The sequence below is a fragment of the Roseiconus nitratireducens genome (assembly GCF_008629675.1).
GTDB lineage: Bacteria > Planctomycetota > Planctomycetia > Pirellulales > Pirellulaceae > Stieleria > Stieleria nitratireducens.
This window is the reverse complement of record NZ_VWOX01000012.1, coordinates 86,479-98,465: the sequence shown is the minus strand read 5'-3', so window position 1 is coordinate 98,465 and position 11,987 is coordinate 86,479. Positions and strand designations below refer to the sequence as shown.

General features: G+C 61.2%; 11 protein-coding genes. 5 read left to right on the top strand and 6 right to left on the bottom strand.

Going from position 1 to position 11,987, the window contains the following annotated elements:
• Positions 1-183: 183 nt before the first annotated feature.
• Complete coding sequence (locus FYK55_RS20110) at positions 184-2,649, top strand: PulJ/GspJ family protein (RefSeq protein WP_150078255.1); 2,466 nt, start codon at positions 184-186, stop codon at positions 2,647-2,649.
• A gap of 15 nt (positions 2,650-2,664) precedes the next feature.
• Positions 2,665-3,177, top strand: a complete 513-nt coding sequence (locus tag FYK55_RS20105) for a hypothetical protein (RefSeq protein WP_150078254.1) — start codon at positions 2,665-2,667, stop codon at positions 3,175-3,177.
• A 160-nt stretch (positions 3,178-3,337) separates the two neighbouring features.
• Here FYK55_RS20105 and FYK55_RS20100 read toward each other — a convergent pair whose 3' ends face one another.
• Positions 3,338-3,970, bottom strand: coding sequence for a hypothetical protein (locus FYK55_RS20100; protein ID WP_201743755.1), 633 nt, complete (start codon positions 3,968-3,970; stop codon positions 3,338-3,340).
• Positions 3,971-4,315: 345 nt separating this feature from the next.
• Here FYK55_RS20100 and FYK55_RS20095 point away from each other — a divergent pair, with 345 nt between their 5' ends.
• Entirely contained in the window at positions 4,316-5,743 is a 1,428-nt protein-coding gene (locus FYK55_RS20095) for a sulfatase (protein WP_150078253.1), read from the top strand.
• A 179-nt stretch (positions 5,744-5,922) separates the two neighbouring features.
• Here FYK55_RS20095 and FYK55_RS20090 read toward each other — a convergent pair whose 3' ends face one another.
• From FYK55_RS20090 to FYK55_RS20075, 4 genes are all read right to left on the bottom strand, one after another.
• The gene (locus tag FYK55_RS20090) at positions 5,923-7,470 is read right to left on the bottom strand and encodes a phytoene desaturase (RefSeq protein WP_150078252.1); all 1,548 of its coding nucleotides are present in this window, start codon (positions 7,468-7,470) and stop codon (positions 5,923-5,925) included.
• Positions 7,471-7,491: 21 nt separating this feature from the next.
• Entirely contained in the window at positions 7,492-8,277 is a 786-nt protein-coding gene (locus FYK55_RS20085) for a hypothetical protein (RefSeq protein WP_150078251.1), read from the bottom strand.
• A gap of 106 nt (positions 8,278-8,383) precedes the next feature.
• Positions 8,384-8,866 carry a transcription elongation factor GreA gene (greA, locus tag FYK55_RS20080; RefSeq protein ID WP_150078250.1) on the bottom strand — a complete coding sequence of 161 codons (483 nt, stop codon included), beginning with the start codon at positions 8,864-8,866 and terminating at the stop codon, positions 8,384-8,386.
• Between the two features lie 312 nt (positions 8,867-9,178).
• Positions 9,179-9,397, bottom strand: coding sequence for a DNA gyrase inhibitor YacG (locus FYK55_RS20075; protein WP_150078249.1), 219 nt, complete (start codon positions 9,395-9,397; stop codon positions 9,179-9,181).
• 452 nt (positions 9,398-9,849) lie between these two features.
• Here FYK55_RS20075 and FYK55_RS20070 point away from each other — a divergent pair, with 452 nt between their 5' ends.
• Together FYK55_RS20070 and clpP are read left to right on the top strand one after the other, a co-directional pair.
• Positions 9,850-10,467: a ClpP family protease gene (locus FYK55_RS20070; RefSeq protein WP_449314227.1), complete on the top strand. Its 618-nt coding sequence runs from the start codon at positions 9,850-9,852 to the stop codon at positions 10,465-10,467.
• A gap of 94 nt (positions 10,468-10,561) precedes the next feature.
• Entirely contained in the window at positions 10,562-11,152 is a 591-nt protein-coding gene (clpP, locus tag FYK55_RS20065; RefSeq protein WP_150078247.1) for an ATP-dependent Clp endopeptidase proteolytic subunit ClpP, read from the top strand.
• Positions 11,153-11,438: 286 nt separating this feature from the next.
• Here clpP and FYK55_RS20060 read toward each other — a convergent pair whose 3' ends face one another.
• On the bottom strand, positions 11,439-11,789 hold the full coding sequence (locus tag FYK55_RS20060) for a hypothetical protein (protein WP_150078246.1): 351 nt from the start codon (positions 11,787-11,789) through the stop codon (positions 11,439-11,441).
• Positions 11,790-11,987 lie beyond the last annotated feature (198 nt).

The window sequence follows — 11,987 nt, the reverse complement described above, 5'->3', positions numbered from 1 at the left end:
CCTCCCCGCGTCGTCGCAAGCTCCTCCGCGACCCTCCCGGAGGGAGGGTGAAGTGAGGCGATCGCCAGCTACCAAAAGTATCGAAAACGTCGAAGTGTTATGAGTATTGATTTCACGCGTCCGCACCCCGCAGCTTCTCTCTCGGATCTTTCGAGAAGGGAGGCGGTCGTGCACAGGAATCGGATGGGGCGTCGATTGCGACGGCCTGCGTTGGCGTTCACGATCTTGGAGGTGCTCATCGCGCTGACCGCATCGCTGCTGCTGATGTTGGGACTGGCCCGCGCCTACAAACTGCTTGGTGACAAGATCACGGAGCAGCAGTCGGAGCTGGACTTGAGCAGCAAGCTGCGTGACATCGCGTTGCGGTTGCGGGACGAGCTGCTACGGGCAACGTGCGAGATGACTCCGCCGGCGAAGGATGCAGCGGCCGAAGGCTACCTGGTGTACCACGAGGGCCCGTTCACCGATTCCACCACGATCCTGGGCAGCGTGCCTCACCCAACGCCCCGGACGGTGACCTATTTCCCCGACAGCCGTTTCGGAGACATCGATGATTTCTTGGCGTTCACCTCGCAGGCCAAGGACGGAGCTCCCTTCGTGGGATTCATCCCCCGCGGGGTGCTGGACGCGAAGCGGTTTGCCAACGGGCAGATGACGGGTATCGAGATCACCAATTACACGAACATCCAGGCGACCCAACTGGTGCCTTTTTATTCGGACGTTGCCGAGATTGCGTACTGGTTGTCGCCGCAGTGGGAGCGAAACGGTGATGGCTCGCTGCTATACGAGAATCAGACGGCTGACGGCAGCGGGGCTTTCTCACTCTATCCCGTCTACCGTGATCGCAACGACGACTTGTTGCCCGATCGATTGCGGCTTCACCGCCGAGTGCTGCTGATTCGGCCCGATCTGAACATGACGCAGGCGGAGATGAATTCGGCCAACGGGGCCACGGCGCCTACGCCGACCCCGTTGATGTGGAACGTTCCGACCGTCCCCTTCCTCCGTCGTAACGGCTCCGGGGCATTGGAGGTCGTGCCGATTTCGGACACCACCGGTTCCAACCGATCGATCTTTCCCGATGCCGGCTTCGTGGCCGCTCCCGGCTTGTGGCTGAACGGCAGCAATGCGGGGGCGCAGAACACCGCCGCGCCGCACTGGTTGGCCGGTGTAGGGCGGATCCAGCAGGTGATGGACCTTTCGATCAGCCGTGTGACGGATTATTGGAGCCCACCGGTCACCGGCACCGTCACGCCGCCCCCAACCTTTGGCATGCCAACGGCCCTGCTGAAAGCGAATTCATTGGCACAACTCTCGCGGCCGGAGAATCGGTTTGCCCATGTCCGCATCCCGCATCAGTTGATCTCCGGTTCCCAGGGGTCCTCGATGCCGCAGATCGCGCTCTGCCCACCCCACCCTTATCTGTCGGCCCGATCCTCGACGCCACCCGTTTTGGTCGACCCGAGCGATCCGCTGATGAACGCCGGCTCAACACCCACCACCTTCCCCTCCCAGGCCGACCACGTCGTGGGAACGCCGCCGGGGGGCACTCCCTATCTGAATGAGTTCGGTCGGTTCACGATGACGACCTTCTTGCGGCCGGAATTCAACCTGGCCGACCGTGTCAGCGATTTCGGAGCCGGGGGCACGTCGGTCGCACTGGTCAATCGTGGTGGTTCGGATGTCATCGCCGACGATGTGGTCGGGTTTGACGTTCAAGTGTTTGATCCGGCGGCGCCGCGATTTATTTGGGTCGGTGGCGACGGAGTGCCGGGCGCTGCCGGCGACGATGATGGCGACGGTGTGATCGACAACGAAACGGAATTGGGTTGGCCGGGAACGGACGATGAAGTGGTGACCGTCAATGACCCACGCATCGACGAAGCGCTGGTGAACAATGGCAACAAGACTCAAGGAGATTGGTACGCGACACCGACGACGCCGTTCTTTGTCGTTGACCAGGGCGATTTCGTGGACGTCGGCTATCCGCGTCTGGCCGGTGGTCCGATGCGTGGGCTGGCCCAGTTCGATGAATCCGGGACGCTTCTGACAACGCCTAACTTGGGTCTGTTCTGTAGCGGGTTCAGTGGCTTGCTGCCGTCTGGCGTCGCCACGGTGAATTATGGAACCACGCCAACTCCGCTAGCATCGCAGTTTCAATCTTCCTGGGAACAAAGCGGTCGGATGATCGTTTCCAGTTCCGGCGGGTTGTCGACGGTTTCGTCGTTCTATCAACCGGTCTACGACACTTGGACCGACACGTACACGAAAGACGTCTTTGACCAGGAGGGATCCTACTACGGCAGCTTCGCGGGGAACCCGTTTGCATTCGAGGTTGGTGGTTACTCTTCTGGCGTGCCCGGGTACACCGAACGTCGCGTTGCCCAAAATAACTCTGGTACCGTTTCCTCCGTGCCTCGTCCGGTCAGCATTCGCCGGTGGAGTTCGTTTGATGGCGCGATTTCCAACGAAGGCGAGTTCGTGGATCAGAATGCGGGCAGCGAGCAGACTCCGAACAACCTGTCCACCGTGCCAATCGGCTTGACTCCGCCGATTCGCGATCCGTTGCGGGCAATCAAGATCTCCATTCGGGTCAATGATGTCGATGCCGATACGATCCGCCAGCAGACGGTCATTCAGGACTTCTAATCTTTGCGGGTTTCGATGCGACGTTCGACGTTGATCGCGGTTTGGACGGTGTTGGGGATCGGGGTGATCGCCCGCGTTGTTTCGTTGGCTTCGTTGTCGGATCAGCCTCCGACGGAGTCTTTCGATCGGGCTCCGGTGTTGACGCAGATCGAACGGTTGGAATCGCAACGTGGCGATGCCGCCGGACCGCTGCGTGTCGGCGAGGCCTCCTACCTGGGCCAACGGGGCGTGGAGCAGGTTGAGCGGTTTGTGTTTGCTGCCGACGCGGCCATCGTGCTGGGGCCCGGCCAGGATGGGGAGCCCGGCCAAGCGGGCATCGATGACAACCTCAACGAGGTGGTCGACGATCCCGGTGAGATGGGAGCCGTCGGGAGTGACGACACGTGCCTGGCCCCGGCCGATCCCGGGTACGACGCGGCTTCCGAAAACCAGGGGGCGCTGGTGATTTCGCGCGGCGGATTCGTCCCGGCCGAACAGTTTGCCGCGGATCGCTACCGCATGGACCGACTCGGTTGGTTTGTGCCCTAGCGGGGAAAGTCAACCGCATCGGTGGGTGGCGCTGGTGTGGAGCCTTCAGGCGACCTGGGTGCGAAGCCATTTGAGAGTTTGGGATCTGAGTTTGAGCCCGGCGAGTCGTGTGGAGGAGTGGTGACTTGTCGCCTAAAGGCTCCACACCAGCGCAGACCACTCACAGCTCGGGTGGATCCCAACCGTCCCCGTATTCGTGCAATGGGTAGGCGTTCCATTGACGTCGTGCTTGCTCCCGTCCCACTGCTGCCAGGTACTGCTGGACGTTGCTGTGAGGCCATTCCGTCCATCTTCGGCAGTATCCGTGGCGCACCGGATTGTGAAAGATGTAGTTCACCGTCGCGAAAAAGTGGCCTTCAGATTTCATCGCCGTTTCTGCGGCCTTGCACCAAACTCGTCGGCCACGTCGTCGATCCTTCAAGTTCCATTGATAGGAACTTCTTCCATGCAGTTTTCCCAGTGCGGCCAGCATGCAAGCGATGGACGGGCATTCGACGAGGGCGTGATAATGGTTCGCCAACACGACCCAAGCGGTGACGGACCGGGAGTTCTCGGTTAGCACTTGGCAAAGATGCTGTGCGAAGTCGCTCAACCGCTCGGTCGACTGGCCAATGATGCGTCGATGCTCGTAGCACGCGGCGGTGATCAGAAACCAATCCGTCCGCGCGTCTCGGTTGGAAAGGTGAAACGGTGAATGAAGCGGATGGTTGCGTGCCGCCCTGTCCGCGAGAATGGCTTGGCGATCCTTCTCGGAGGCCCTTCTCCACCGGTACATCGCATCCCGATGACTCATCAAGCATGCCCCATGCCGTAAGAGTTGAATTGGTAAGCGTTTCGTTCAAGCGTATCGGTTGATTTCGCTGGTGTGGAGCCTTTAGGCGACAGGAGAGGCAAAAAAGGGTGTTTTGAATCCCATGTTGGAGGTTTTGAGGGACCGTGAGGTGGTGGTGGCATGTCGGCTAAAGCCTCCACACCAGCGCGTCGTTGGTGTGGAGGCTTTAGCCGACGGGTGTTGAAATGACTTTGGTTCCGGCTTGGGGCGGTGGCAATTCTGATAGGCTCTTGGGGTGTTTGGGTGTGGTTTCGGCTTGTCGCTGAATGCTCCACACCAGCGGAAGACTCGTGCCGGATTGGGTTCATGATGTTTCGATTCTTTGTTTTGCTTGTTCTCAATGGGCTGCTCGCCTGCGTGGTGCATGCCGAGCGTCCCAACTTTCTGTTCCTGCTGGTCGACGATCTGGGATGGGCCGATGTGGGGTGCAACGGAAGTGACTTTTATGAAACGCCACACATCGACGCCCTGGCTCGGTCCGGAATGCGATTCACTCAGGGGTACGCGGCCTGTCCGGTTTGCTCGCCCACGCGCGCGAGCATCATGACCGGACGGCACCCGGTGCGAGTCGACATCACCGACTGGATCCCGGGGATGGATGCCAGCCGCGTCAAGGATCGAAAATTCGAACACGTGGAGGATCGCGACAACCTGGCGCTCTCCGAAGTGACGCTTGCCGAACAACTGAGGCAAGCCGGGTACCAGACCTTCTTCGCCGGCAAGTGGCATCTGGGAGACGTCGGGCATCTGCCGACCGATCAGGGGTTCGATTTCAATCGGGGCGGTCACGATCGGGGAAGTCCGCCGGGCGGATACTACGCACCCTTCAAGAACCCGTTCTTGCCGGATCACGAAAAGGGCGAGTACCTGACCGAGCGTTTGACGGAGGAGTCCGTGCAGTTTCTGGACACGCGAAACACCGAGCAGCCCTTCCTGCTGTTTCTGGCGTATTACAACGTTCACACGCCGATCCAGGCCTACGACAAGCGGATCGAACATTTCCGGACGAAACGCGACGAGAGGTTTGGGGATTCGCCGACGCCGACGATTGCCGAACGCAGTGGCCAATCCCGCGCCCGGCAAGACTTTCCCGATTACGCGTCGATGGTGGCTGCCGTTGATGACAGCGTCGGAGAACTGCTGCAGACGCTCGAGCGATTGGGGCTGTCCGAGAACACGTGCGTGTTTTTCTTTTCCGACAATGGCGGCTTGTGCACGAAAAAGACGGCCGGCCCGACCAGCAATTTACCGCTCCGTAGCGGCAAGGGCTGGTGCTACGAGGGCGGCGTTCGTGAACCGATGATCGTGCGCGCCCCGGGAGTCACTCAGGCTGGAAGCACGTGCGAGTTTCCGGTTGTCAGCATGGACTTCTTTCCCACGATGTTGGATCTGGCGGGGCTGCCGCTCGCGCCGGAGTTGCACGCCGATGGAACCAGCCTGGTGCCGCTGTTGAAGGGGCAGGCGCAGATCGAACATGAGCCGATCGTGTGGCACTATCCGCATTATCACGGATCAACCTGGACGCCCGGTGCGGCGATCCGCGACGGGAATTGGAAGTTGATTGAGTTCTACGAGGAAGGACGAGCGGAGCTGTACGACCTGTCGCAGGACGTGGGGGAATCAAACGACTTGTCCGAGCAATTGCCCGAGCAGACGGCGGAGCTGCGACGCAAATTGAAAGATTGGCAACAGAAGATGGGAGCCAAGATGCCACAGCCGCGGCAGCTGGATTGAGATGGCGGCGGTTGCCCGGGATCGTGCCTTGCTGAGCTGTCAGGTTTGTCGCTGCGGAAAGCTACGCTCTGGCGAGCGTAGCTACTCGTGGACGATCAGAGCCCTGTCGCCTAAAGGCTCCACACCAGCGGGTTGTTGGTGTGGAGCCTTTAGGCGACCGGTGTTGTGAAGCGGCTTGATCACGCTCCCAGTTCGGGGGTGGACAGTGCGACCGGTTCGGCGCGGGGACGGCTTTGCGCCGGGGCGGTTTGCAGATCGGCCAGCAGCAGTTTGGTGGTGATGCGGCTGGATTCGTAGATCACCGGCAGCCCGCTGCCGGGATGCGTCCCACCGCCAACCAGGTAGACGCCCTGCAGGTCTTCGAACCGATTGCGCGGGCGGTTGTGAAGCATCTGGCCCAGGTTGTGCGCCAGGTTGAAGGTGGCGCCTTTGTGGATCGCGTAGTCTTCGCTCCAGGATTGCGGCGTCAACACGTGCTCGACTCGGATCCGGTCGCGAAGGTCGTGCAGACCGATGGCGCTCAATCGGTCCAGCGTCAGCTCACGAAAACGCGGCGCTTCGACAGCCCAGTCGATCGACCCGGTCTGGTGCGTGACCGGGACCAGGACATACAGCGTGCTGTGACCGTCCGGAGCCAATGAGGGGTCCGTCACGCAGGCATTCTGAACGTAGAACGAAGGGTCTTCGCTGAGCTGGTGGGTCTGTTCGATCTCGCGAAGGTTCTGGTCGTAGTCTTTGCTGATGTGGATGTTGTGGTGCGGAAGATCCTCGTAGACGCCTTCGATTCCCAGGTACAGCATGAAGGTGCTGCAGGAAAACTTTTTCTTGGCGATGGCTTCGTCGGTCCACCGTCGGCGTTTTGCGTTGGGGACCGTCCGCGTGATCCAGTCGGCAAAGTCCGCGTTGACGACGAACGCGTCGGCATCGTAATGGGCTTGAGCCGTTTCCAGCGACGTGACGCGTCGGCCGCGCATTTGGACCGATTGGACCGGTTCGTTGTACCGAAAGGTGACACCGAGTTCGGTAGCAATCTCGGCCATCCGTTCACTGACGCGGCTGCAGCCTCCGATCGGGTGCCAGACACCGTGTTCGTATTCCAGGAACGAAAGAATGCTGAACAGGCTGGGGCAGTTGAAAGGAGACATCCCCAGGTACTTGGATTGAAACGCAAACGCGATCACCAGTCGTGGGTCAGCGAAGTAGCGACCCAATTCCTGCCCCAGCGACCGCATCGGGTGCACGTGCCGGGCGGCTCCCAGCAGGGACGGACGCATCAGATCTTTGAAGGATGAAAACGGCGACTCCAGGATCGGCCGGAATTTCTCCAGCTTGATTCGGTTGTCGTCCATGTATCGCCGCAGGGCACCCACGTCTGCCGGCGAGATCGCGGCGATTTGGCGATCCATTTCATCCATGTCGGCGGTGCAATCCAGCTGTCCGCCGCCGCCGAAAGTCAACCGATATTGCGGATCCAAACGCCGCATCGGGACTTCTTCCATCAGGTCGTAGCCGACGCTCTGAAAGATCTCCGTCAGCACCCGGGGGTACAAAAAGAAGGTTGGCCCGCAGTCAAAGCGGAAGCCTTGGCGTTCGATCGCCGACGTCCGTCCGCCAGGACGATCCCGCCGTTCCAGGACCGTGACGTCACAGCCGGCGTGGGCCAGCTGCATTGCGGCGGCCAGCCCACCCGGACCGGCTCCGACCACCACCACCTTTTCTTTCGCCACGTTTGATTGTTCCTGCCGATGCTAAAAACTGCCTTGCTCCATTCCGGCTTCAATTTGTCGCCGCACGAGCGTGTCGATGGTGACGTCCCCCTTGGGATTGTCCGCGACGCCGCCGCGATCGGCCGCCTGGCGGGCCAGCTGAACCACTTCCTGGACGGCGCTCGTTTCCAGAGGCTCGATCAGGATCGTTCCGTCGCTTGTGTCGTCGGCACGTGTCACCGGGGATAGGATATGACGGAAGTCAATGGCGGTCAGTTGGCCGCGTTCGACGCCGTGGCGGAGTCGGTCAAATTGCTGGGACGCGTCGTCCGCAAAGTCTGCGGGATCGGTATCGACGAAGGCTTCGACCGCGCGGATCTGGCCCCATTCCAAGATCGGCAGACGTGTCAATCGCTGCATGACGCCGGCGGCCTGCCAATCTTCGACCTGGCGATTCTGTAGCTTGTCGCCGAACTCCGCCAGCAGCTGCGCCGTGGGCTGTTTCTCATCCGGCGGTAGCCGGCTCTGTTCGATCAACGGCAGGTAGGTGCCGCGGACGGTGCGCAAGGCCAGTTCGCTTCGCTTCTGATACAGCACCCAGGTGCCGAAGGCACAGGCAATGAACGCGAGGATGCCCGACAGGACCGCGGCCGCCATGCAGCCGGGAAGACATCCGGGACCCTCGTCGGTGACGCGTTCGATCGGCTGGCGGCCGGTGGGATCGGCGACGCGGGATTCGGCCGAGACCCCGGCGGACGGTTCTCCGGGTGCGGTCGGGTCGGAGGTCGAATCGTCGTGATCGTGATCGTGATCGTGATCGGGGGACATGCGGCGTTCAGGGGCGATGGACGCGTGGGCGATCGAGCGGGGCGGAAAGGATTCGATCGTCGATCGAGCGCGGGGAGCGGACGGCGAACGGCCCGCGTGGCGGGCATCAGGCGTCGGGGAATTCGATCTTCATCACTTTCAGCTTCATCATGCCAGCCGGCACCTCGATCTCGGCGACTTCGTCGACCTTCTTGCCCAACAAGCCTTTGCCGATCGGGCTGGTCACCAGGATCTTTCCCGACTTGTAGTCGTCTTCGCCGGCGCCGACGAACGTGAACTGTTCCTCCATGCCGTCTTCCATGTCTTGGACGGTCACGGTGCAACCAAAGACGACTTCGTCGCGGGGCAGCTCGGACATGTCGACGATCGAAGCCCGCGCCAATTTGTCTTTCAGCAGGTTGATTCGGGCCTGGGTCTTACCTTGGCTTTCGCGCTGCGCGTGGTATTCGGCGTTCTCTTTCAAGTCGCCTTCTTCGCGGGCGGCCGCGATCTTCTCGGCGATCTCGGGCATCACCTCGCCTTCCAGGTGTTCGATTTCGGCTTTGATCTTGTTGTAGCCCTCACGGGTCATCGGTACCGATTCAACCATGACAGGTCTCCGCTATTCGTTCAAAAAAAGAAACCTTCCCCGCACCGTCTCGGGAAAGGCTTCGCTGGTAAGCCCAATAGCATCGCCGCTTTGCCGGGGCCTGTAAAGGTCGCACGGTCCGGTGCGTTCCCGGGCGGGAGCCCGGGAACGAGGTTCTGGTTCCAAGGCTCCCGCCTTGGAACCCGCTGTGCTTCCAGGCTCCGCCTGTCACTTCGAACGCAGCTGGCGGAGCCAGCAGTCAGGATTCTCCCCGTCAGTGCGTTCCCGGGCGGGAGCCCGGGAACGAAGGAGGTCCGGCGGGGCAGCCGTCGCTCAGGACCCGTCGCCGTCGACCAGGTTGCGATCGATCGTCTTGGGCGATTCGTCCTCGCAATGCGGCAGGCCGATGTCTTCATCCAGCCAGCGGCCCAGATCGATCAGTTGGCAACGTTGGCTGCAAAACGGAGGTGCCTGGGTTTCGTCCATGCGAAATCGATTTCCACAGGTGGGGCAGGGGATCTTGTCGTCGGAGCGTTGATCGCGGCTGGACATCAGAGCAATGGAGAGTCGGGAGTGGGGCAGGGCGGCAGGCGAACCCTTCCATTTTGCGGCCACGTTGCCAATCGGCAACCACGTTCCTGTTTTCCGGCCGGCCGTCTTTCCGGATGCCAGCCTGGCAGAGCGTGGGTGTCCGCGGCCGCTGAAGGCGTGCCAGACTGTCGAAAAATGTGAAGATAGACAAGCTGGGTCGGCCATTGAGGCATTGGTATTCGATTTGCTAAACCTGCGGTCGTTCGCCAGCGGACGGTCGGCGAATCCGCCCGTGTGTGACCTGTTTCGCCCGCGCGTGCCCCGTCTTGTCAGATTCCTCTTTGCAGCGAACACTGTCCTGCTTCCCCGATGCGCCGGTCGCTCTCACGCCGGTTCTCGTCGCGAACCATGCTTCCAACTCCGAAAGACACTCTATGGATTCACCGCTCACGCACCCGATTTCCGGCCGTCAACTGACGAACGCCTCCGAGATCGTCGGCAGCCACGCGTACCAAAGCTATCAGCGGCAGCGCCAGTTGACGCTCGGTGATTTGCTGCTGGAGAACCGGATCGTTTTCCTGCAAGGCGAGATTCACTACGGCAACGCCAACGAATTGGTGATGAAGCTGTTGTACCTGCAAAGTGAAAACCGTCGCAAAGACATTCACTTTTACATCAACTCGCCGGGCGGAAGTGTGACCGCGACACTGGCCATCTACGACACGATGCAGATCCTGTCGTGCCCGGTCGCCACGTACTGCGTCGGTGAAGCGTGCAGCGGCGCCGCGGTCCTGCTGGTCGGCGGCAGCAAGGGCAAGCGTTACTGCCTGCCCAACAGCCGCGTGATGATGCACCAGCCGATGGGCGGAGTCGGAGGGCAGATCAGTGACATCGAGATCCAGGCGGCGGAAATGTTCCGCTATCGCGATGTGCTTAACGAAATCATTGCCAAGCACAGCGGCCAGTCGGTCGATCAGATTGCCAAAGACACCGATCGCGACTTCTTCCTGGGCGCCAAAGAGGCCATGGAATACGGGTTGGTCGACAACATCTTGACCCGTCCTCCGGAGGAGGACGAGGACGAGGACTGATCCGCCAAGCGGCGCTCGTGCAGTCCGACCTGCAGGCCAGCGTTATTGCGGCCGCGGTGATCCCGTTTCCCCCGTCAACTGAAAGAACCTCGATATGCCACTGATCCCCTACGTCGTCGAAAAGAGCGGACGCGAAGAACGCACCTACGACATCTACAGCCGTCTGCTGAAAGATCGCATCATCTTTCTGGGACAACAGGTCGATGACCAGATTTCCAATTCACTGGTCGCCCAGATGTTGTTCTTGATGAGCGATGATCCCAAGGCGGACATCCACCTATACATCAACAGCCCCGGCGGAAGCATCACCGCGGGCATGGCAATCTATGACACGATGCAGTTCGTCTCGTGCGACGTCGCAACGTATTGCATCGGCCAGGCGGCTTCGATGGGCGCCGTGCTGCTGACCGCCGGTGCCCCCGGGAAGCGGTTCGCGCTGCCCAACGCGCGGATCATGATCCACCAGCCGTTGGCTGGGATGCAGGGAACGGCGCGTGAAGTCGAAATTCACGTCGAGGAGCTGCGTCGGATCAAGAAGCGGATGAACGAAATCATGATCGATCACACCGGCCATTCGCTGGAGAAGATCGAAGAAGACACCGATCGCGACCGCTTCATGAGTGCCGAAGAGGCGCGAGATTACAACTTGATCGACAAAGTCTTGAAGAACGCCGAAGACGCATGATCTCGGTGCCATGACCCGCAGACGGCCGTCGAAGAACCTCTTCGGCGGCCGTTGTTTGTTTTGGGGCGATCTCTCCTGCGTCGCTGCACAGCGGCATCCTGGGTGAGCCGCGTGGCGCTAGCCGCGGGTTTTCTCGCCTCAACCGGCGGCTAGCGCCCTGCCGCTCATTGCACGGCAAATCACCGTGTCTTTGCTTGAAAGTGGCGCTGTCCAGCTTGTCGCCTAAAGGCTCCACACCAGCGGGTTGTTGGTGTGGAGCCTTTAGGCGACGGCCGGTGCGAAGCGGCTATTCTCGGCACCACAGTCTTTGCCGCGCGGCCCGGGCCTCCAGTTGCAGCGCCCGCTCGCGCTCTTCCAAGCTGGCTTCGCGGCGATCCAACGCCATCGACCAGGCGGCCAGCCGTTCGATCAGATCCTCGGCGTGGGCGGCCAGCCAGGGCGTTTGGGGCTTGGGAGCGTCCGGGGGCGGTTCGGCAGGTCGCTGCCCTGGTTGCCGTTGCCGACGCGATGCGACGGGTTCGTGGGGCGGCTCGTGGGCGGAGTCGATCCGCAGCTGCAGGTCGCGCAGGCGAAACAGCGTCGGCGGTGCCCGACCGGGGACACCGGTCTTCCTGGCATTGGCGGAGGAAACGGGCATGGGATCGACGGGTTCGGGCGATCGAAATGGGAGGCGATCGACGGGGCCAGGTCCGGCCAAAAAGGCGACTCACAGCGACCTGCACGTCGACGACCTTCACGGCGGTGAATATTTGGCCGCCGGTGGCGAATATTCCACAGGGCTTTGATCGGACCGGCCTGGGCGACGACTGCAAATCGAGGATGGCGGAACAGCGAC